17 protein-coding genes and 2 tRNA genes are annotated in these 22,536 nt (G+C 53.7%); 9 read left to right on the top strand and 10 right to left on the bottom strand.

Annotated elements, in window-relative coordinates:
* Window positions 1–61 precede the first annotated feature (61 nt).
* From fucK to fucR, 3 genes are read left to right on the top strand one after another with little or no spacing between them, the layout of a single operon-like run.
* The gene (gene fucK, locus HV477_RS17990) at window positions 62–1,480 is read left to right on the top strand and encodes an L-fuculokinase (RefSeq protein ID WP_079898929.1); all 1,419 of its coding nucleotides are present in this window, start codon (window positions 62–64) and stop codon (window positions 1,478–1,480) included.
* A gap of 1 nt (window position 1,481) precedes the next feature.
* Window positions 1,482–1,904 (top strand): L-fucose mutarotase, encoded by a 423-nt coding sequence (fucU, locus tag HV477_RS17995; protein ID WP_000920845.1) that lies wholly within the window; start codon window positions 1,482–1,484, stop codon window positions 1,902–1,904.
* A 57-nt stretch (window positions 1,905–1,961) separates the two neighbouring features.
* Window positions 1,962–2,672 (top strand): L-fucose operon activator, encoded by a 711-nt coding sequence (gene fucR / locus HV477_RS18000; RefSeq protein ID WP_000642330.1) that lies wholly within the window; start codon window positions 1,962–1,964, stop codon window positions 2,670–2,672.
* Between the two features lie 58 nt (window positions 2,673–2,730).
* Here fucR and rlmM read toward each other — a convergent pair whose 3' ends face one another.
* From rlmM to HV477_RS18020, 4 genes are all read right to left on the bottom strand, one after another.
* Window positions 2,731–3,831 carry a 23S rRNA (cytidine(2498)-2'-O)-methyltransferase RlmM gene (gene rlmM / locus HV477_RS18005; protein WP_001045494.1) on the bottom strand — a complete coding sequence of 367 codons (1,101 nt, stop codon included), beginning with the start codon at window positions 3,829–3,831 and terminating at the stop codon, window positions 2,731–2,733.
* A complete protein-coding gene (locus HV477_RS18010) occupies window positions 3,824–4,219 on the bottom strand; it encodes a DUF423 domain-containing protein (protein ID WP_000203913.1) in 396 nt (131 codons plus the stop codon). Before HV477_RS18010 ends, rlmM begins: the two co-directional genes overlap by 8 nt.
* Before the next feature lie 18 nt (window positions 4,220–4,237).
* Entirely contained in the window at window positions 4,238–5,155 is a 918-nt protein-coding gene (gcvA, locus tag HV477_RS18015) for a glycine cleavage system transcriptional regulator GcvA (RefSeq protein ID WP_000044409.1), read from the bottom strand.
* A gap of 346 nt (window positions 5,156–5,501) precedes the next feature.
* Complete coding sequence (locus HV477_RS18020; protein ID WP_000750393.1) at window positions 5,502–5,729, bottom strand: YgdI/YgdR family lipoprotein; 228 nt, start codon at window positions 5,727–5,729, stop codon at window positions 5,502–5,504.
* Window positions 5,730–5,921: 192 nt separating this feature from the next.
* On the opposite strand from HV477_RS18020, the gene csdA reads away from it, so the two are divergent.
* The 3 genes from csdA to rarD all read left to right on the top strand — a co-directional run bounded on the left by csdA (window position 5,922) and on the right by rarD (window position 8,757).
* Window positions 5,922–7,127: a cysteine desulfurase CsdA gene (gene csdA / locus HV477_RS18025; protein ID WP_000991053.1), complete on the top strand. Its 1,206-nt coding sequence runs from the start codon at window positions 5,922–5,924 to the stop codon at window positions 7,125–7,127.
* Window positions 7,127–7,570 carry a cysteine desulfurase sulfur acceptor subunit CsdE gene (gene csdE, locus HV477_RS18030; RefSeq protein WP_000184198.1) on the top strand — a complete coding sequence of 148 codons (444 nt, stop codon included), beginning with the start codon at window positions 7,127–7,129 and terminating at the stop codon, window positions 7,568–7,570. The genes csdA and csdE overlap by 1 nt, the downstream gene beginning before the upstream one ends.
* Before the next feature lie 299 nt (window positions 7,571–7,869).
* A complete protein-coding gene (gene rarD, locus HV477_RS18035; protein ID WP_079898939.1) occupies window positions 7,870–8,757 on the top strand; it encodes an EamA family transporter RarD in 888 nt (295 codons plus the stop codon).
* Between the two features lie 51 nt (window positions 8,758–8,808).
* Here the strand turns inward: rarD and tcdA are convergent, their stop codons facing one another.
* A complete protein-coding gene (tcdA, locus tag HV477_RS18040) occupies window positions 8,809–9,615 on the bottom strand; it encodes a tRNA cyclic N6-threonylcarbamoyladenosine(37) synthase TcdA (protein WP_000117748.1) in 807 nt (268 codons plus the stop codon).
* A 109-nt stretch (window positions 9,616–9,724) separates the two neighbouring features.
* Window positions 9,725–10,822, bottom strand: a complete 1,098-nt coding sequence (gene mltA / locus HV477_RS18045; protein WP_000678626.1) for a murein transglycosylase A — start codon at window positions 10,820–10,822, stop codon at window positions 9,725–9,727.
* A gap of 207 nt (window positions 10,823–11,029) precedes the next feature.
* On the opposite strand from mltA, the gene HV477_RS18050 reads away from it, so the two are divergent.
* Window positions 11,030–11,106 (top strand) — tRNA-Met (locus HV477_RS18050).
* A 29-nt stretch (window positions 11,107–11,135) separates the two neighbouring features.
* Window positions 11,136–11,212 (top strand) — tRNA-Met (locus HV477_RS18055).
* A gap of 109 nt (window positions 11,213–11,321) precedes the next feature.
* Here HV477_RS18055 and amiC read toward each other — a convergent pair.
* A complete protein-coding gene (amiC, locus tag HV477_RS18060) occupies window positions 11,322–12,575 on the bottom strand; it encodes an N-acetylmuramoyl-L-alanine amidase AmiC (RefSeq protein WP_000011919.1) in 1,254 nt (417 codons plus the stop codon).
* Window positions 12,576–12,807: 232 nt separating this feature from the next.
* On the opposite strand from amiC, the gene argA reads away from it, so the two are divergent.
* The gene (gene argA / locus HV477_RS18065) at window positions 12,808–14,139 is read left to right on the top strand and encodes an amino-acid N-acetyltransferase (protein WP_000588964.1); all 1,332 of its coding nucleotides are present in this window, start codon (window positions 12,808–12,810) and stop codon (window positions 14,137–14,139) included.
* Window positions 14,140–14,241: 102 nt separating this feature from the next.
* Here the strand turns inward: argA and recD are convergent, their stop codons facing one another.
* The 3 genes from recD to ptrA are packed head-to-tail and all read right to left on the bottom strand — an operon-like array spanning window position 14,242 to window position 22,500.
* The gene (gene recD / locus HV477_RS18070) at window positions 14,242–16,077 is read right to left on the bottom strand and encodes an exodeoxyribonuclease V subunit alpha (protein WP_000155137.1); all 1,836 of its coding nucleotides are present in this window, start codon (window positions 16,075–16,077) and stop codon (window positions 14,242–14,244) included.
* A complete protein-coding gene (recB, locus tag HV477_RS18075; protein WP_079898928.1) occupies window positions 16,074–19,619 on the bottom strand; it encodes an exodeoxyribonuclease V subunit beta in 3,546 nt (1,181 codons plus the stop codon). Before recB ends, recD begins: the two co-directional genes overlap by 4 nt.
* Window positions 19,612–22,500 (bottom strand): pitrilysin, encoded by a 2,889-nt coding sequence (gene ptrA / locus HV477_RS18080; protein ID WP_079898927.1) that lies wholly within the window; start codon window positions 22,498–22,500, stop codon window positions 19,612–19,614. Before ptrA ends, recB begins: the two co-directional genes overlap by 8 nt.
* Window positions 22,501–22,536 lie beyond the last annotated feature (36 nt).

Genomic DNA, 22,536 nt, shown 5'->3' on the forward strand with positions numbered 1-22,536 from the left:
GGCGCGTGAACCGTAGGCCGGATAAGCGTAGCGCCATCGGGCGGCGTTTATGGAGTTATCTATGAAACAAGACGTTATCCTGGTTCTCGACTGCGGTGCGACAAACGTTCGGGCGATCGCCGTTGATCGCCAGGGGAAAATTGTCGCCCGCGCCTCAACCACTAACGCCAGCGACATTGCCGCAGAAAATAGCGCCTGGCATCAGTGGTCTCTGGACGCCATCCTGCAACGTTTCGCCGACTGCTGCAGGTCACTCTCCAGCGCCCTGTCGGAGTGTGTTGTTCGCGGTATTACGGTGACTACGTTCGGCGTCGATGGCGCGCTGGTCGATGCGCAGGGTAAGCTGCTCTACCCGGTCATCAGTTGGAAATGCCCGCGAACCGCCGCCGTGATGGAAACGATTGAGCGCTTTATCTCGCCCCGGCAATTGCAGACGCTCTCCGGCGTCGGCGCGTTCAGCTTTAACACGCTGTATAAACTGGTCTGGCTTAAAGAGAATCATCCGCGCCTGCTGGAACAAGCTCACTGCTGGCTGTTTATCTCGTCGCTGATTAACCACCGTCTGACCGGCGAGTTTACAACCGATATCACTATGGCAGGCACCAGCCAGCTACTGGATATCCATCAGCGCGACTTTAGTCCGGAAATCCTGCAGGCGACGGGCCTGGCGCGCCGCCTGTTCCCGCGTATCGTGGAAGCGGGCGCCCCGATAGGCACGCTACAGACAGACGCGGCCAGGCTACTCGGTCTCCCGGCGGGTGTGCCGGTGATCTCTGCCGGACACGATACTCAGTTCGCGTTATTCGGCGCTGGCGCGCAGCAAGGTGAACCGGTGCTCTCCTCCGGAACATGGGAGATTCTGATGGTGCGCAGCGGTCAGGTGGATACCTCGCTGCTCAGTCAGTATCCGGGCTCGACCTGTGAACTGGACAGTCAGTCGGGGCTTTATAACCCCGGAATGCAGTGGCTGGCCTCCGGCGTACTCGAATGGGTACGAAAACTGCTGTGGACGCCGGAAACGCCATGGCAAACGCTGATCGACGAAGCGCGCGCTATTCCCGCTGGCGCGGAAGGCGTACGGATGCAGTGCGATCTGCTCGCCTGCCAAAATGCAGGCTGGCAGGGCGTGACGCTCAATACCACCCGCGGCCATTTCTATCGCGCCGCGCTGGAAGGCCTGACGGCGCAACTTCAGCGTAATCTGCGCACGCTGGAGAAAATCGGTCATTTTAACGCCACAGAACTGTTACTGGTTGGCGGCGGCAGTCGCAACGCTTTATGGAATCAAATTAAAGCGAATCAGCTTGCTATCCCTATCAAGGTGCTGGACGACGCGGAAACCACCGTGGCCGGCGCTGCCATGTTTGGCTGGTACGGCGTAGGCGAATTTAGTAGCCCGGAGCAGGCGCGCGCGCAGGTCAATTATCAGTATCGCTATTTCTGGCCGCAAACCGAACCCGAAATTATTGAGGGAGTATGAAATGCTAAAAACCATTTCACCGTTAATTTCCCCGACACTGCTCAAAGTGCTGGCCGAGATGGGCCACGGGGACGAAATCATTTTTTCCGACGCTCACTTTCCCGCGCATAGCCTGGGCCCGCAGGTGATTCGCGCCGATGGTCTTAGCGTCAGCGATCTACTGCGGGCAATTATTCCGCTCTTTGAGCTGGATAGCTACGCCCCGCCGCTGGTGATGATGGCCGCCGTGGAAGGCGACACGCTCGATCCCAACGTTGAAGCGCGCTATCGCGATGCCTTGTCATTAGAAGCGCCGTGCCCGGATATCGTTCGTATCGACCGCTATGCGTTTTATGAGCGGGCGCAAAAAGCGTTTGCGATCGTTATCACAGGTGAGTGCGCGAAGTACGGAAATATTCTTTTAAAAAAAGGGGTAACGCCGTAATCTCTTGCCGGTGCGCCCGCATGACGCGGGCGTTCATCGAATGATGGGGTGAGAAAAATGAAAGCGGCACGCCAACAAGCGATAGTCGATCTGCTGATCAATCATAAAAGTCTGACCACCGAAGCGCTGGCCACCCGGCTTAACGTCAGTAAAGAGACCATCCGCCGCGATCTCAGTGAACTACAGACGCAGGGAAAAGTGCTGCGTAATCACGGACGAGCTAAATATATTCATCGTGAAAATCAGGACAGCGGCGATCCATTCCATATCCGCCTGAAAAGCCATTATGCGCATAAAGCCGATATTGCCCGTGAAGCGTTAGCGTGGATAGAAGAAGGAATGACGATTGCGCTGGATGCCAGTTCAACCTGCTGGTATCTGGCCCGCCAGTTGCCGGATATTCCCATTCAGGTTTTTACCAATAGCCATCCTATCTGTCAGGAGCTGGGAAAACGCGAACGCATTGCGCTGATAAGTTCCGGCGGCCAGCTTGAACGTAAATATGGCTGTTATGTTAATCCGTCGCTTATCTCACAGCTAAAATCGCTTGATATCGATCTGTTCATCTTTTCCTGTGAGGGGATCGACGGCGGCGGCGATCTGTGGGACTCCAATGCGATCAACGCCGATTTTAAATCTATCCTGCTCAGGCGCGCCTCGCAGTCTTTATTATTGATTGATAAAAGTAAATTTAATCGTTCAGGAGAGGCGCGCATCGGCCATCTGGATGACGTGACGCATATTGTTTCAGATGCGCCGCAGTCATAGGCCGGATAAGCGTGCGTCATCCGGCGCTGATGACGCGCCGGATGACGGCAGCGCGTTTTTATCGCTCGTCGCGACGCCCGCCAACAGCCGCCCACAACCGACGCACGTGCACCGTCACTTCTTCGCGATCGTGATAAAGCTGACGTGCCTGGATCTGAGCATTAACGCCATGCTCATCCAACTGCGCCTGAAGATACGCCAGGTTATGCGACACCTCTTCATAGCGTTTTTTCATCGGCAGTTTAAGGTTAAAAATCGTCTCCCGACACCAGCCGTTCACCAGCCACTGCGCCATTAACGCGGTGACTTTGGCCGGCTTCTCCACCATATCGCAGACCATCCATGAAATATTATTCCGGTTCGGACGGTACCTGAAGCCATCCTCACGCAACCAGGTCACCTGTCCGGTGTCCATCAGGCTTTGCGCCATCGGGCCGTTATCTACGGAGTAAACCCACATATTGCGCTTCACTAACTGGTACGTCCATCCGCCGGGACAGGCGCCCAAATCCACCGCATACATGCCGTTCGCCAGACGTTCATCCCACTCATCTTCCGGGATGAAAACGTGGAGCGCCTCTTCCAGTTTCAGCGTTGAGCGGCTCGGCGCATCAGACGGAAACTTCAAACGCGGGATGCCCATATAAAACGGTGAATTGTTATGCGCGAACGAATAACCGGTATAGCAACATCCTGGCGCGATAAAAAAGACATGAACGACCGGACGCTTCGGCGTTTCATAATTCGTCAATACGCCCGCATCACGCAAAGCCGCGCGCAGCGGCACCGTAAATTTGCGGCAGAACTTCATCAGTTCTTTACTTTCATTGGTGTCGGCGACTTCAACCCGCAGCTCGCCGCCCTTTTCCACTACGCCCTGCAACATGCCGACAATCGGCGTAATTCTGTCTTCCGGCGGTAAATGTTGCAGCAGTTCCCCCACCACAAACCACTGGCGGGCGAAAATCAACGAACTGAACGGCAGTTCTGAAATCAGCTTTTCGCCATCTTCCGGCTGGTAGCATTCATAAATGACATAGCCTGCGTTCTCTTTTACGCGTGCAAAACCAAATATTTCCCGTTTTCCCGCTTTATCGGTAATTTCTGCAGCGCACTCTTTTTCAAACCCCGGACGGCAGAGCAATACAACTTTATTCATGGCTCGCGCCCTTACGTTTCATACGAATGGCGCCAATCAGCAATAGCGCCCAGCCCACCAGGAAACTGACGCCGCCGACAGGCGTGATATACGCCCACAGGCGCAGATGCGAAAGCGCAAGGCAGTACAGACTGCCGCTAAACAGCACCGTGCCCAGCGCCAGAAAAACGCTGCTCCAGTAAAACCAGATGCTGATACGGCGCTGCATCGCCACCGCCAGGCCAAAGATCGCCAGCGTATGGAACGCCTGATATTGCAGGCCGGTCTGAATCCAGCCCATTTCAACCACGCCCAGGGTTTTACTCAAAACATGCGCCCCGAACGCGCCCAGAGCAACGTAAATAAAACCGCTGATAGCGGCGACAATCAGCATAAAACGGCTGGTCATGGTCATACCCTAAGTTAATTATTGTTCGTAACGAAAACGGAATTTTTCTTGCTCCGTCGCCGCCTTCGCCAAAATCCACTGACGGAAGGCGGCTATTTTACCCAGTTCTGCCTGGCTGTCATGACAAACCAGATAAAAAGCATTCTTACTCACCAGAACATCGTTAAATGGACACACCAGTCGCCCGGCTTCAATTTCCGACTGCGCCATAACATTATTCGCCAGCGCGATCCCCTGTCCGTGAATAGCGGCCTGTAGCACCATCGCGCTGTGGCTAAATATCGGCCCTTGCTGAACGTTAATATGGTTGAGCCCTAACTGACGAGTATAGGCCTGCCAGTCACGCCGGGAGGCGTCGTGCAATAGCGTGTGTTTCGCCAGATCTTCCGGCGTTTTTAACGGTTTTTCGCCTGTGAGTAATAAAGGAGAACAGACGGGCAGTAAATATTCTGCGTATAATTTTTCGACGCGCAAGCCCGGCCAGTTTCCCCGGCCATAAAAAATCGCGACATCGACATCGTCTGCCAGTTTATCTTCCTGACGGTCAACGGCTTGTATCCGAACGTCAATTCCCGGATAAGCTGAGTTAAAGCTGGAGAGCCTGGGCACCAGCCACTGGATGGCAAAACTGGGCGGTAAACTCACCGTCAGCGCCCCTTTGGCACTGCGCGCCTGGAGCTTACGCGTTGCTTCCGTGAGCTGGGAAAATATCTCTTTAATGTCGAGAAAATAGCTTTGGCCTTCTTCCGTCAGCAGCAGCGAACGATTGCGGCGGCGGAACAGTTTTAGCCCCAAAAAATCCTCAAGTGACTTAATTTGGTGGCTTACTGCGGCCTGCGTCACAAAAAGTTCTTCCGCTGCTCGCGTAAAGCTCAAATGGCGCGCGGCAGCATCAAAAACGCGTAACGCATTTAAAGGAGGTAATCGTTTTGACATGGCCTCTGGACTTAATGTCGAATGAATTTAACAAATAGGTAACAACATGTAACCTATTAGTTTTTTTAATCTGAGACATTATAAATTGTCCGTTGAGGTTCTACCAGCAAATACCTATAGTGGCGGCACTTCCTGAGCCGGAACGAAAAGTTTTATCGGAATGCGTGTTCTGATGGGCTTTTGGCTTACGGTTGTGATGTTGTGTTGTTGTGTTTGCAATTGGTCTGCGATTCAGACCACGGTAGCGAGACTACCCTTTTTCACTTCCTGTACATTTACCCTGTCTGTCCATAGTGATTAATGTAGCACCGCCATATTGCGGTGCTTTTTTTTGTATAACAAACGGTTAGTTTTCCAGAGCCACCATCTCTTTCACGTCAGTACGATTGATCTGCTGTTTGTTGCCATTAGCGTCTTTATACGAAATCATACCGGTATCGTTATCGGTCTGGGGTTTACCGTCGGTCACAATGCTACGTCCATCATTGGTGTGCATAACGTAATTAGGACCGGAACAGGCGCTCAGGGCAAAAGTCAGCATACATGCAGAGATAATTGCGGCAGTCTTTTTCATCTTCTTCTCCTTAAAGCTGTTTGTGCTATTTAAAGCGGACTCCGTAACAGGCTTAAACATTCGCCTAACATTATTCAGCATAACCTCCTTTACATAATTCGCCAGGATATACAGACGATTCCGATGGTTAGGACAAACCTTGTATCAGCCGCGCTTTTACGCCACGATCGGTAAACTGAACCGAGGAATATCATGAACGCTTTTAATCCCACGCAGTTTCGCGCGCAGTTTCCCGCGCTAGCCGATGCGGGTGTTTATCTCGATAGCGCCGCCACGGCATTAAAGCCACAGGCAGTCATTGACGCCACGCACCAGTTTTATTGTTTGAGCGCCGGTAACGTTCATCGTAGCCAGTTTGCGCAGGCGCAGCGCCTGACGGCGCAATATGAAGCGGCCAGAGCAAAAGCGGCGCGACTGTTAAACGCGCCCGATGAAAAAAGTATCGTCTGGACACGCGGCACCACCGAAGCGATCAACATGGTGGCGCAGTGTTACGCCCGTCCTCGTCTGCGCCCCGGCGATGAAATTATCGTTAGCGTCGCCGAGCATCACGCCAACCTTGTGCCCTGGCTGATGGTGGCGCAACAAACCGGCGCGCAGGTCATAAAACTGCCGCTTAATGACCGACGTCTTCCTGATGTTGAGCGTCTGCCGGAACTGATCACGTCGCGCAGCCGGATTCTGGCGCTGGGGCAAATGTCGAACGTAACGGGCGGCTGCCCGGATCTCGCAAGCGCTATCAGCGCCGCTCACGCAGCGGGAATGGTCGTGATGGTAGATGGCGCGCAAGGCGCGGTACACTTCCCGGCGGATGTTCAGCAGCTTGATATCGATTTTTATGCTTTTTCCGCTCACAAACTGTATGGCCCGACCGGTATCGGCGTGCTGTACGGTAAGCCGGAGCTTCTTGAGGCGATGTCGCCCTGGCTCGGCGGCGGCAAGATGATCCGTGACGTTAGCTTTGAAGGCTTCACCACTCAAAGCGCTCCCTGGAAGCTGGAAGCGGGGACGCCGAACGTCGCCGGGGTCATCGGCCTGAGCGCTGCGCTGGAATGGCTGTCCGATATCGATATTGAACAGGCCGAAAACTGGAGCCGCGGGCTGGCGACGCTGGCGGAAGACGCACTGGCGAAACGCCCGGGCTTTCGTTCGTTCCGCTGCCAGGACTCCAGCCTTCTGGCCTTTGATTTTGTCGGCGTGCACCACGGCGATATGGTGACACTGCTGGCGGAATACGGTATTGCGCTCCGGGCCGGGCAACATTGCGCCCAGCCATTGCTGGCGGAACTTGGCGTCACAGGGACTCTGCGCGCCTCTTTTGCGCCGTATAATACCCAACATGATGTGGATGCGTTGGTTAACGCCGTTGACCGCGCGCTGGAACTGCTGGTGGATTAATGACAAACCCTCTTTATACCGGACACCCGTTCGGCACAACGGTAACGGAAGAGACGTTACGCGCTATCTTTCTCCCGCTGACCCAGTGGGAGGATAAATATCGTCAGTTGATTCTGTTAGGAAAACAGCTCCCCGCTCTGCCGGATGAATGCAAAGCGCAGGCGAAAGAGATAGCCGGCTGCGAGAACCGCGTCTGGCTGGGCTTTACCCGATCAGATAACGGAACGATGCACTTTTTCGGCGACAGTGAGGGGCGGATTGTCCGCGGCCTGCTGGCGGTATTGCTCACCGCGGTGGAAGGAAAAAACGCCGCCGAATTACAGGCTCGTTCACCGCTGGCGCTGTTTGATGAGCTGGGTTTACGCGCCCAGCTTAGCGCCTCACGCAGTCAGGGGCTGAACGCGCTGAGCGAAGCGATTGTTGCCGCAACGCATAAGGGTTGAAATAGCGTAAATATTCTGTCGCCTGACAGCGCCGTCCGCGGCGGTCAGGCGATGCAGATAAAATAATCCAGTCACTTTATTAGTTTCGGCGTCAGATTTCCCTGATAAGCATTCTTTTGATTTTTATCAGCTATCACAATGAAATTACAATGTTAGAATCCATGTTAAAACGGCGTGAAGATTTTAGAGTAAATAAAGCCACTCGATGTAGCGTAGCAGGTGAACTGGAAAATTCATACGCATCGGGTGAAGTTATAACAGGATATGGATAAGTGGAAAAATATCTGCGTAGCGGTACCATGTTTGTGGTGCTGGCATTTATATTATGGGGGTTAACACCTTTATATTATCAATATTTATCAGGGGGAAATCTCGCACAAATATTGATATACCGGGTGTTCTGGTCAATTCCATTATTACTGGCAGTAAGGTTGTTATTTCGGCAGCGAACGCGATTTCATGATGCCTGGCAAGATAAAAAATCTTTTTTCTTCTGCATGATCGCCGGACTTTTGATGATTGTCTCATGGTCATCTTTTATTTATGCGCTAACCCATCATCTGGTACTTGATGCCAGCCTCGGCTATTTTATCAACCCGCTATTTGTTATTGCGCTGGGATGCATTTTTCTTAAAGAAAAACTGTCGTTGTTTCAGGCCATCGCCGTTTTTTCTGGTGTCTGTGGCCTGACTTTTCAAATTATCATGCTACGGCATTTCCCGGCGCTGGCGCTAACCATGGGATTATCATTTGCGCTATATGGCCTGGCGCGAAAGTTTATACATTATGATGTGATGACATCGATAACGATTGAAACATTATGGGCATTGCCTGTCTCACTATTAATTTTTCTCTTTAGCGATACCGGACCAATTATATCCGCTAATACTCCTTTCTTTTTGTATGTCATGACGGCGCCAGTGACGATCATTCCACTGGTATTATTTGCCATCGCGTTAAATCACACCTCGTTGATTGTCACCGGACTGGCGCAATATATAGAGCCGTCTTTACAGTTCTTACTTGCCATTATGATATTTGGCGAGCACATTAATTACGCGGAACTGCTCTGCTTTTGTGCGGTATGGTTCGGGTTGTTTTTATGCATATCTGAAAATTTATATTCCCATTATCTCCGCGCCCGTCTGAAACCGGTGTTCGGCAGGGTACAGCGCTTCTTTCGCTAACAAAGGGCGCAGGGCCGGATACGCGTCTGCGTGACACTCCGCCCCGTCCTTTTATTCTTGTCGCGCCGCTTTAGCCATGATCTTCTTCAGCGCATGGGAAACGGCGACAAAACCGAACGTTGCCGTCACCATCGTCGCCGCGCCGAAGCCAGAGGCGCAATCCATCCGTTTTGGCCCTTCTGCGGTAGCTTTCATCGCGCATACGGAACCGTCCGCCTGTGGGTAAACCAGCGCTTCAGTGGAAAAAACGCAGTCCACGCCCAGTTTACCTTTACTGTTCTTCACTACGCCAAAATTATGTTTCAATCTCTCACGCAGTTTTGCCGCCAGCGGATCCTGGATAGTTTTCGCCAAATCAGCGACCTGGATTTGCGTCGGATCGATCTGCCCGCCCGCGCCGCCTGTGGTCACTAAAGGAACCTTATATCGGCGACAGTACGCAATCAGCGCGGCTTTTGGACGAACGCTGTCAATGGCGTCAATGACATAGGTAAAACCCGCGTTCATATAACCCGCCACATTATCCGGCGTGATGAAATCATCGATAACCGTTACCCGGCACTCCGGGTTAATTTGCCGAATCCGTTCGGCCATCACTTCCGCTTTCGCCAACCCGACGTTATCACGCAACGCATGGATCTGACGGTTCGTATTGGTCACGCAGACATCGTCCATATCAATCAGCGTAATCGCGCCGATGCCCGTACGCGCCAGCGCCTCTGCCGCCCATGATCCCACCCCGCCGATTCCCACGACGCAGATATGCGCCTCAGCAAACCGCTGCAGCGCTTTTTCACCGTACAGACGCGCGGTGCCGCCAAAGCGTTGGCGCCAGGCATCACTTATCACCACTGACATATGACCTCAGAATAAAAAAAGGTGAGGTTATTCCTCACCCCTGCTCACTATTTTCAGGCCCGATAGCGATCGCGTTATCGGGCAATCCGGTTGTCGCAGAATACCACAATCAGCCGCTAAACACGTTACCGGCGCCCGGCGCGCTTTTTAACACCCAGACGCGACCATAGTGATTATACCATCCGGCACGATGCCCGGCATCCGGGCCAATTCCCTGGTAAATATCAAAGTGCTGGCCTTTAATCGCTCCGCCGACATCCAGTGCGACCATCAAACGTAGCTCATACTGACCGCTAAATTTACCGTTGTTATCCAGCAACGGTACTTCCGCCAACAAGGTCGTGCCAGGCGGAATGATGCTGCGGTCGGAGGCGACGGATGCTCGCCCAATCAGCGGTACAGCGCTGGCGCCTTTGACCGGCGCAAAAGATTGCGGCTTAAAGAAGACGAACGACGGGTTCTGCTCCAGTAATTCACGCACTTCCGCTTCGCTGTGCTTCTCTCCCCATTCGCGTATAGCCTGCATCGACATATCTTCTTTTTTCACTTCACCGCGATCGATAAGCACTTTACCAATACTGCGATAAGGCCAGCCGTTTTTACCGGCATAACTAAAGAAGTTCAGCGGACTACCGTCACCGAAATCAATATAACCGCTGCCCTGGACATCCATAATAAAGTTATCCATCAGCGAATTACTCCAGGCCAGGATGTACTTATCGCTCAGCGCGCCTGCGTAGATCTGAGCGCGGGACGGTAAGCGTCCGCGTTTTGGCGGCATACTATAGATAGGATACTGGAACGCGCCCTGGCGCGTATGGCGAGCCTGAACGACGGGCGTATAGTAGCCCGTGAACTGGACGTTACCGTAGTTGTCGGTGCCTTCCATCTGCCAGGCATCGATACCAAACTGACGCATAGTGCGCGTATCGCCTCCGGAACGTAACCAGTTCTGGACAGCGTTATAGACGTTGCTTTGATTGGTGTATAAACGCGGCGACGCGGAACGGATCTGGTTGACCTGCTCGGCAAAGTCTCCAGCATTAATCGGCGCGCCCACCGCGTCCGGCTGGTTTACCAGGGAGAAGGGCTGGGTAAATTTCCCGTCCTTATATTGCTGACCGCGATCGGTCGGTTTTGATGAACAGGCAGCCAGCATTGCCAGCATTACGCCTGTCGCCACATATTTTGCCCAACGTCCTTTCATGGTGTCTCGTCTTCTGCGTAATAGAAAGTGCCCGGTGAAGATAACAAACCGTCCGGAGTAATGAAATGCGATCGCGATCTCATTATGTAAATTCGTTTAAAAATCGCGCTATCTGCGGTGTATTTGCGCAATTCATGAGAAATTAGCGATTTATATGAAAAAAGGGTTGCAACAAAAGCTCAGCGGAGTATAGTGCGCATCCACGGACGCGGGGTGGAGCAGCCTGGTAGCTCGTCGGGCTCATAACCCGAAGGTCGTCGGTTCAAATCCGGCCCCCGCAACCAATTACAATGAGAATGCAAGTTTAGACGGACGCGGGGTGGAGCAGCCTGGTAGCTCGTCGGGCTCATAACCCGAAGGTCGTCGGTTCAAATCCGGCCCCCGCAACCAACTTAATGAACACCCTTACGGGTGTTTTTTTGTATCTGTCGTCTGGTCCGCAACGACAGTGCGGGCAGCATCCTACTTACCCGCGCAATAAACTCGCCGTCATCTCAGGTTAACTTCTTCTCGCCAGCGTCGCCCCATCGGCAAAATACGCTTTAATGCCCGCCAGAATCGACTCTGCAACCTGTTGCTGGAACGTCGCCGTCTTGAGCTTGCGTTCTTCTTCAATGTTACTGATAAACGCCGTCTCGACCAGAATAGACGGAATATCGGGCGCCTTTAACACCGCAAACCCCGCCTGCTCGACCTTGTTTTTATGCAGGTCATTAATTTTACCAAGCTGCTTCAACACCGCTTTACCGAATTTCAAACTATCGGCAATGGTCAGCGATTGCACCATATCGAACATCGTATGGTCGACATAACGGTCACCGCTTTTGCTCACGCCGCCAATTAAGTCCGAGGCGTTCTGCGTTTGCGCCAGATATTTCGCCGCGGTACTGGTGGCGCCTTTGGTCGATAGTGCGAATACGGATGAACCGCTAGGCTGCCGGCTGGTGAAGGCATCCGCATGAATAGAGACAAACAGGTCGGCGCGCTGTTTCTGCGCTTTCGCCACCCGGACTTTTAACGGAATGAAGATGTCTTCATTGCGCGTCATATAGACCTTCATGTTGCCTTCTTTTTCGATCAACGCGCGCAGGCGGCGGGCTATCTGGAGCACCACGTCTTTTTCACGCGTTTTGTATTTGCCTATCGCGCCGGGGTCTTCGCCGCCGTGTCCCGGATCAAGCATAATGACAATGGGACGATCGCGCCCCGCTTTACCGGGCTGCGGCCCGCTTTGCGAAGGCGGCACCTGTTTATCCAGATCGCCTTTATTGTAGTCTTCCAGCAGCGCCAGCAGCGGATCCTGCATATCCTGCGCATTGGCAGGATAAAGATCCATCACCAGACGTTCTTTAAAGCCTGCCACAGGCGCCAGCGCAAATAGCTGCGGCTTCACGTTTTGTTTTAGCTCAAAGACCATACGCACAGTCTTAGGATCAAACTGCCCTACCCTTGCGGATTTGATATACGGATCGTCGCTGCGAATCTGCGCGCCAATGCCTTTAAGCACCGAGTTCAGATTCACATCCTCAATATCTACTACCACGCGGTCCGGGTTACTTAAGGCAAATTGTTTATATTTCAGCAGACGATTCGACTCTACCGTGACGCGGGTATAGCTGGACGCAGGCCAGATACGCACCGCAACGACCTGGCTTACGGCAGCCAGCCCGACCTGGCTCACGCTTAATAGCCACATGGCGCCCGCGCCTTGTAGTAAACGGCGACGGCTGATTGCTGAATTGGCTCCCGACATGCTTCTCCCGAGCAAAAACTAAATAGAGATCATACAAAGTTCATCCAAATTGACCGGAAACTTTAGCGAATGACGCATAATCTGTCATCTATAAAAGGGTAAACATTCTTTTTATATTCACGGCATTACTAAGAAAAGCGATCGGACCGCATAAAATTTACGCTTGCACAGAGGGCAAAAACAGAATAAAAATACACTAATTTCGAATAATAATTCACTAGTGGGGCGCGCAATGATAAAGGAACGTAAAACCGAACTGGTAGAAGGGTTTCGCCATTCAGTTCCCTATATCAACACCCATCGCGGAAAAACCTTTGTCATTATGCTCGGCGGCGAAGCCATTGAGCATGACAATTTTTCCAGCATCGTTAGCGATATCGGGCTACTGCATAGCCTCGGTATTCGCCTTGTCGTGGTGTATGGCGCGCGACCGCAAATCGACGCCAATCTGGCCGCGCATCATCATGAACCGATTTACCACAAAAACACGCGGGTGACGGACGCCAAAGCACTGGAGCTGGTGAAACAGGCCGCCGGTTTACTCCAGCTTGATATTACCGCCCGTCTGTCGATGAGTCTGAACAATACGCCGTTGCAGGGCGCGCACATTAATGTCGTCAGTGGCAATTTCACCATTGCGCAGCCGCTGGGCGTTGATGATGGCGTGGACTACTGTCATAGCGGCCGTATCCGGCGCATTGATGAAGATGCGATCAACCGCCAGCTGGATAACGGCGCGATCGTTCTGATGGGGCCGGTCGCCGTCTCAGTGACCGGCGAAAGTTTTAATCTGACCTCAGAAGAGATTGCCACTCAACTCGCCGTTAAACTGAAAGCGGAAAAAATGATCGGTTTCTGTTCTTCTCAGGGCGTTACCAATAGCGAGGGCGGCATCATTTCTGAACTCTTCCCGAATGAAGCGCAGGCGCGGGTGGAAGAGTTGGAAGCGCAGGGCGACTACAACTCCGGAACCGTACGTTTTTTGCGCGGCGCAGTAAAAGCCTGTCGTAGCGGCGTTCGTCGTTGCCATCTGATCAGCTATCAGGAAGATGGCTCGCTATTACAGGAATTGTTCTCGCGTGATGGTATCGGTACGCAGATCGTCATGGAGAGCGCCGAGCAGATCCGCCGCGCCACCATCAACGATATTGGCGGTATTCTGGAGCTTATCCGCCCACTGGAACAGCAGGGCATTCTGGTACGCCGTTCCCGTGAACAACTGGAGATGGAGATCGATAAATTTACCATTATTCAGCGCGATAATATGACTATCGCCTGCGCGGCGCTGTATCCTTTTGTGGAAGAGAAAATAGGCGAAATGGCCTGCGTAGCGGTACATCCGGATTACCGCAGCTCATCGCGTGGAGAAGTGCTTCTGGAGCGGGTTGCCGCCCAGGCGCGGCAAATGGGGCTGCGTAAATTGTTTGTGCTGACGACGCGCAGTATTCACTGGTTCCAGGAGCGCGGTTTTACGCCTGTCGATATAGAGTTACTGCCTGAGAGCAAGAAAAAAATGTATAACTATCAGCGACGTTCAAAGGTGCTGATGGCAGATTTAGGATAACAAGGGGGGCCTGATGGCGCTGCGCTTATCAGGCCTACGCTCGAAAGCATCATTTGGAGGCCGGATAAGACGCTACGCGTCGCCATCCGGCGAGAACTCGTCTTAGCCGGTACGACTGACTTCATCAAATAAGGTGGCTAGCCCGCTGCGCCGCTCCGTACGCGTCACAATCGCGCCTGCCAGGATCCGTTCATCGGCATACAGCGATAACCGCCGCCGCGCTCGCGTAACAGCGGTATACACCAGCTCCCGCGTCACGACCGGCGAACGCTGGCTGGGTAAAATCAGCGCGGCGTGATCAAATTCAGACCCCTGTGATTTATGTACCGTCATCGCCCAGGTTGTATCATGTTCCGGCAGACGGCTGGGCTGAACGGACTTGATCGTGCCGTCCGGCATCACAAACCAGACGCGTAACCCCTGCCCGCGATCGAGCGCAATACCAATATCGCCGTTAAATAGCCCCAACGCGCTATCGTTGCGCGCAATCATTACCGGACGCCCTTCGTACCAGCGAGAATGCGGGTGCCGCTGAATTTTTCGTTGCTGCACCATCGCCTGCTCAATGCGGTCATTCAATCCCCTCACGCCAAATGGGCCTTCGCGCAGCGCACAAAGCAGTTGATACTCATTGAAAGCCTGAAGGATTGCCTCCGGCGTCGCTTTTTCATGCAGCAACCGCAGGTAGCGACCATAGCCCGCCAGCGCTTCATCCAGCATCCCGGCATAATCGTCGCTGCTTTGCAATGTACGCTTCTCTATATCGCTAAACCCCTGCTGAAAAACAGCCTGGATTGCCGACCTGTCGCCGCAGTTAATCGCCGCCGCCAGCTTGCCGATGCCAGAATCGCTGCCGAAACGGTAGCTCTTTTGCAACAAACAGAGGCTATCGCGTAAAGACGCGGCTTGCGTTCCGGCCCCCGCCGGAATGGCGCTCCCTGTTAGTCGACTTAGCTGTCGAGCGCGTTCCGCCGTAAACCCTGCGTTGACATAGGCGCAAATATCGCCCAACACAGCGCCCGCCTCAACGGATGCCAACTGATCGCGATCGCCAAGAAAAATGACCCGCCCGTGCGGCGGCAGAGCGTCAATCAAACGTGACATCATCGGCAAATCAATCATTGATGCTTCATCGACCACCAGCACGTCCAGATGCAGCGGGTTGCCCGCATGATGGCGTAATCGCTGGCTGCCGGGCTGTGCGCCTAGCAGTCGGTGCAGCGTACTGGCGTCCTCCGGTATACGCTTTTTCTGCGCATCGGTAAGTGGAAGCTGACGCAACGCCGCGCCGAGCGACTCCGTCAGGCGTGCGGCCGCTTTCCCGGTCGGCGCTGCCAGCCGGATACGGCAACGTTCGCCATCCGCCATTTGAATTAATGCCGCCAGCAGCTTCGCGACGGTGGTGGTTTTACCGGTGCCGGGACCGCCTGAAATCACGGAGATACGGCGAGTTAGCGCTACGGCGGCGGCCACCTTTTGCCAGTTCACCTCGTCTGTCGGAGGGAATAGCGCGTCCAGAATACGGGATAACTGATCTTCATCTACGGCGATGGCCTGGTTAACCTCGTTAAAAAAGCGCGCAACCGTACGCTCGTTGCACCACATGCGATTCAGGTAGAGACGATCGCCGCACAGAATTAACGGCGCGGGGCTATCGCCGCAGCTAACCGCCGCAGACGCCAGTAACCGCTTTTTCCAGTCGATTGGCGTAGCCGTTTCGCTTATCCAGGCGACCAGTAAGGGATGCGCCTCCTCCGTTAACGTTAAACGCGACAACGGCAGACACACGTGACCTTCACCTGCGTCATGACTAAGCAGCGCTGCCGCCAGCGTCACGGCGGGATCGTCGTTACCGGCGACGGTTAAAGCAAACTGGGCATCAATGGGCCGTAAGAGTTTTTGTTCAACGGCCTCCAGCAACCGCTCCTGGATTGTCATTGCGCCTCCTCACTCATTTCACCTGCAAACATATCATCCAGTTGGTTAATTAACGCCGCCGCAGGACGAGTGGTAAAAATACCCTGCTGCGGACGTTCGCTATCCACCCCGCGTAAAAAGAGATAGATGACGCCGCCGAAATGGCGTTCATAGTCGTAATTCGCCATGCGATGACGAAGGTAACGATGCAATGCCAGCGTATAAAGCTGGTACTGCAAATCATAGCGATGCGCCTGCATCGCCGCAGCCATCGCCGTCTGGGTATAAGCGGCGCTATCCTCGCCCAGCCAGTTAGATTTATAGTCGAGCAGGTAATAGCGCCCCTCATAACGGAACACCAGGTCGATAAAGCCCTTTAACATGCCGCGAACCTGCATGAAATCCAGCGCAGGGCAACCTGCTGAAAGCGGGTCGTATCGACGAATCAACGCATCCAGCTCTCCGGCGGTAAGCGGCTGGGCAATCGGCAGATAAAACTCCATTTCGACCTGTTTTTCACGCTCGGTCAGCACGCTCAGACTAACGCCCGTCTCGTTAAGGGGAACGTGCAACACGGTGTCCAGCCAGCGGGTAAGTACGGGCTCCCATCGCGTCTCAAAACCACTCAGCTCCAGTTTTTCCTGTACCCATTGGGGGTTTATCGGTTGAGTAAAATCAAGCTCTTCAAACAGGTTGTGCAAAAATGTTCCCGGCGATGCCCCGCGAGGAAAGTGATGCGGCGTCATTGCCGGCGCTTCCGCCGCTTCGCCAACGCCTGCGGCGTCAATGTCGAGACGAGGAATAAGATCTTGCGCCACGCTATGTCCCCGCTGCTGCAAACCGGAATAACTGGTGACGCGCCAGCTATCATAAAGCAGGCGTTGCAGCGTTCTGGCACTGAGTTCCGCGTGCGAGGCAGCGGCAATTTGCCAGCGGTCGTTATCCGTATTGCCTGGCGTTCGACACACGATATCCTCGTCGCATAGCGCCTCAATACAGGCGCGAAGGCCTGCGGCATCCATCGGTTCGCCTTTTTGCAGGAGTCGCCCAAGCGCGCTTTGGTGCACATCCGTCTCGCCTTTCTTATCGCTGCGACGCCGTACCAGCGGCGCGACGCCGAGGCTGCAATGCCACACTGCACGGGTCAGCGCGACATAAAGTAGGCGCAGGTCTTCCGCCAGGCGCTCGGCTTCCGCCAGTGCTATGCTCTCTTCGGCGTGACTAAGGTCCAGCACCGCCTCGTAGGAGTGCCTGTCGTGATAAAAAGCCTGGTCCTGCACGCGGAAATGGGTGATAAAAGGTAACCAGACCAGCGGGTATTCCAGACCTTTCGATTTATGAATGGTGACGATTTGCACCAGATGCTTATCGCTTTCCAGACGTAGTTGCTGGCTGGAAGCATTGCTATCGGGTTCAAGGATATGTTGCGCCAGCCAACGCACCAGCGCATGTTCGCTTTCCAGCTGCGAACCGGCTTCCTGTAACAGTTCGCTAATATGCAGAATATCCGTCAGCCGACGTTCACCTCCCGCCGTCGCCAGCAGGTTTTCAGCAATATTGCGCGCCGACATTAGCGCGCGCAGCATAGGCATCACGCCGCGTTTATGCCAAATCTGTCGGTAGCCATCAAACTCTTCAACAACCGCATCCCACGCATTTTCATCATTGTTAAGCGTTTCGATATCCAGCGCGGTAAGGCCCATCATTGATGTCGCCAGAGCGCTACGCAGCGTATTCTCACGTTCGGGCGCCATCACCGCCTGCAACACCCACAGCATCTCCTGCGCTTCGAGCGTTTCGAATACGCTGTCGCGGTTAGAAAGATAGACGGAGGGGATCGCCAGTAAGGTCAGCGCATCCCGTATCAGCGCGGCTTCCCGCCTGCTGCGCACCAGCACGCTAATATCCGAGGCGCGAACGGGCCGCGACGAATCGCCGTTCGTCAGCAGCGCGTCGCCCGTTTGCCCGGCGCGCAGCCAGTCGCGAATTTGCGTGGCGCACACCTGCGCCATATAACTTTGATAATCGCCCGAACCGCAGCTTTCCCCCTCCATTAGCCACAGGGTCATCGCCGGTTGAGGCGCGTCATTCACTTTAAATTGCAGCGACTGGTTTCTGGGCGCAAACTTTACCGGACTGAAGGGAATATCGCGGAACATAAAGGCGTCGTTCATCTGACTGAACAGCTTGTTAACGCTATTCACCATCCCCGGCGCGGAGCGCCAGTTAGTGTCAAGCGTATAGTGCGCGCTCACTTCGCTGCGAGCCTTCATGTAGGTAAAGATATCCGCGCCACGAAACGCATAAATCGCCTGTTTAGGATCGCCAATCAGCAATAGCGCCGTATCGGGTTGATGTCGCCAGATACGGCGAAAAATACGGTACTGTTGTGGGTCGGTATCCTGAAATTCATCGATCATCGCCACCGGAAAACGGGTACGAATCGCCGCAGCCAGCGCCTCGCCGCTTTCACTACGCAGCGCGGTATCTAAACGGCTGAGCATATCGTCAAACCCCAGCTCGCCGCGCCGGCGTTTTTCCTGAGCCACCGTTTCACGGATCTCTGAGAGCGCTCGGGTAAGAACCAGATCTTTAATCGATAGCGGTTCGCCCAACAGGTTATCAATGGCGACAAACAATGGGTGCTGGGGCGTCACGCCGCCAGCTTTGGTGCGCTCAGCTAAAAAACGCTGTGAAAATTTTCCCAACGCCTCGGGTAATTGATAATTTTTCGTCTCTTCTTGCGCCCACGAGGTGATCTTTTCGATCCATTTCGCCTGATTGCCGCGGTTGAATTTTCTGCGATCGATGCCGGATGATTCGATCAGCGCGTCCAGCTCGCTAACCGCCTCACACCACTGCTGCTTCACCTGGTTGATACGCGCCAGGATCTGTTCATGACGCGATGCCAGCGTCTCCTCCTGCGATGGCGGCGCTTTAATGACCGGCGCTTCGCCCTGCAGATAACGATCGATATCTTTTAAGAGCGCCTTCGGCCCCTTCCACACGTCAAACACCACCTGCGCGATGTCGCGCGGCAGCGGATAGCAATGACGCCGCCAGAAATCGGCGCAGGCCTGATAACGCAACAAAGATTCGTCTTCAATAAGCTGTTGCTCAAACAACATACCGGATTCGAAAGCGTTCAGGCTGAGCATACGCTGGCAAAAACCGTGGATGGTAAAAACCGCGGCCTCGTCCATTTGTCGTTCCGCCAGTAATAACCACTGCGCGGCCTGCTTTTTGTCGCTAATTTCTTCCAGCAAGCGGGCATACAGCGGATTATCCGTGCTTTCCCGCAGACAGGCGATGCGCAACTCATGGATATTACTGCGGATTCGCCCACGCAGCTCTTCAGTGGCGGCCTCCGTAAAGGTTACCACCAGCAGTTCTTCAACGGTCAACGGACGGGGAAATGCGGCACTGCCGCCTAAACCGAGCAGTAGCCGCAGATACAGCGCCGCGATAGTAAACGTTTTGCCTGTGCCCGCTGATGCTTCAATCAAACGCTCGCCTGTAAGGGGCAAGCGCAGAGGATCAAGAGTCTCGGCGACATCATTCATTCTTTTCGCTCATTAGAGGTAACGTTTGCTGCAAAGCGCTGACGTTATCCCACACTTTCCAGCCTGTCGGATGCACGTATTCTGCTTTTCCATTCTGGCTACCGGCAATCTGTGACAATATTGCCATACCTTGTGGTTCCACCACCGCCTGGTGGAAGAAGTCGGCAAGCTTTTGTGGCGTCAGCAATTTTATCTGAGCGATGATTTTATCACGCGAGTCAAAGCGCATATTACCCCGATCGAAATCCTTGCTTAAACGGGATGCTTCTTCGCCCAACGTTTGCGGCGCCTGGCGCATTTGCGTAATGATCGCCTGCTGAATTTGGGCGAACTCTTCCGGCTTCATCGCCCTCAGCTTCGCCTCGGCGTCAGGGAAAAATGCCTGATAGCGTTGCCACAGGTAAGAGGGCTGTTTATCGTTGCTCTGTAGCAGGAATCCCATTCCCCACTGACGGCCAACGCTCATCGGAAAGGCGAAAACAGCGTATCCCAGTTGCTCTTCGGTTCGTAGCTGATTGTAAAACCACGGTTGAACAATCTGACCTAACATCGCGCTGTAGGCGGCGCTGACGTACTCGTCGTAGCCGACCGGGACAAAGACCGCGGCTAACGCGGAGTCGGTGCTACTGCCCGCTTTTTCAAATATTACGGACTGCTTTTTCTCAACCACCACGTCTTTGTTACGACACCACGCCGATCCGTTCGCCGCGAGCTGTTTTTGGACATCTTGCGCCAGAGAGGTCGCCTGGGCTTCGCTCATATTCCCTATAACCAGAAATTCCGGACGAGCGCCCGTTTTTAACGCATTACGATAGGCCATCACCTCTTTCAACGTAATGGACGGCAGCAAAGCGCGACGTTCATCACGGGAAAAATAAGGCACCTGCGAAATCATCTGCACCGGCATAATCGCCTGTTCGTAGGCTTTTCCCTTCTCCGCAGAATCCATCATCTGCGTATACCAGGATTTCGCCTGCGCCAGCTGTTCTTCCGTGGCGTCGTAGCTAAAATATCCTTCCAGCAACGCCAGGAGAAGCTGCGGCAAACGCTGGGTATAACCGTTCGCAGTGACCATCAGACCATTGTTGGCGTTAGTGGAAAAGCTAATGCCGCCCACTGCCGCCTGGTTGCTGAGCTGATCGAGCGCCATTCCCGCCAGATAATCATTAAGGGCGAACAGTACCTGATTGCGGGCGCTGTCCATCGCCTGCGGGTTACGCAATACCACGCTCACGTCAGCTTTTGGCTCGCTGGCGAAATAACGACTCGGCGCATAAACCACGCGCAAATCCGCTTTATCGACAATCAGTTCTGGCCGCACGTAGTTTTTGTCATTCTTAACAAGCGTAAAATCATCAGGAATATAGGGGTTTAACTCCGGCAGCGACAACGCAATGCCCTGTGCTTTTTGCTGCCAGTTTTTAAACGTCTGTTCGCTAATCTTATCGACCTGATAAGGCGCATCCACAAAATACGCCGTCTTATTATGGGGTTCCTGGGGACTGATGTACCAGATGCGCGCATTCTGCGGCGTCATCATCGCCAGGCGATTTTTGATAGCGGCAGGATCGTAACGATCGGCGATATTCGCCGCATCCAGCGTATGCGCTACCGGGACGCGGATCATAGTGTCCGCCAGCCATTCGACATAGTCCATATCGCGGGTAATCGACGGATAGCGGAAGTCGAGATCCAGCACATGCGCCAGCTCGTCAAAGTAACGTTTATCTATCCCTTTTTCACGTAACGTGTTGAGATAGCTGAAGATAGCTGCGACAACTTCATCACGATTGGCCAAACCTTTATCAGTCAGCGTTGCCGAAATGGCAAATACGCCGCTGTTACCATTAACAATCGGATCGGAATCCGCGCTAATACCTTCGACCAGTCCTTGTTTTTGCAGCCAGTCAGAGAGCGTCCCCGGGCTACGATTGCCAATCAGATAAGAGACCAGTTCATCGGTCTTGCTACGGAACTGCGCGCTATTGTTATCAATACGAAACTCCACGCGCAGCACTTTACGCGGTAGCGCCGGCACGTAATGAATAATGATGCCCTTCTGCGCCTCGGTGATGACAGGTACGGTAATTTCCGGTTTTTTAATCTGTTTATTCGGCACGCGACCATAGGTTGCGGCGGCAATACTCGCCAGTTCCGGCAAGGGTTTATTACTGTAAATCACCGCCTTCATCAGATTAGATGAATAGTATTTTTCATGAAAAGCGATCAACGCCTGTTGCACCGGATTTCCCGGCTTATCGCTTAGCGTTTCCAGATTGCCGCCAGAAAAGTGCGAGCCTGGATGCGCCGGGTTAATGGTTTCGGCGCTTACCTGCGCCATACGCATACCATCGCGGGTGCGCGCCATCGTCAGCTCGGCATTCACCGCGTTTCGTTCGCGTTCGGCATACTTTTTATTGAGCAATGGCGCGGCAATGGCGTCGGCCAGGCGATCTACGGCACCTGGAAGCGCGTCGTTTTCAACCTCCAGGTAGAAGGCTGTTCGATAAGGCGCGGTGCTGGCGTTGTGGCTACCGCCATGTCTTTTAAGGTATTCGGCAAGGCTATCCGCCTGCGGATATTTTTTTGACCCCATCAGGCACATATGCTCAAGATAATGAGCAAGCCCCTGATGAGCCTCAGGATCTTCAAGCGATCCAACGGGCACCACTAACGCAGAAAGAGACTTTACAGCCTGCGGATCGGATACGAGCAACACCACCATGCCATTATCAAGACGTATCGCCTGATACTGCCGGGTATCTTTATCGCTTTTACGGATAGTTTCTTGCAGCGGTTGCCAACCGATATCCGCCTGAACTGCAGGCCCCCAGAGGGCGACCAATAACAATAACGCTTTGAACCAGGTGCTGCGGGGCATTCACGGACCTCATCATTAACTTTCATTCCCACTCAT

It is taken from the genome of Salmonella sp. SG203 (genome assembly GCF_013350575.1).
Taxonomy (GTDB): Bacteria; Pseudomonadota; Gammaproteobacteria; order Enterobacterales; family Enterobacteriaceae; genus Salmonella; species Salmonella enterica.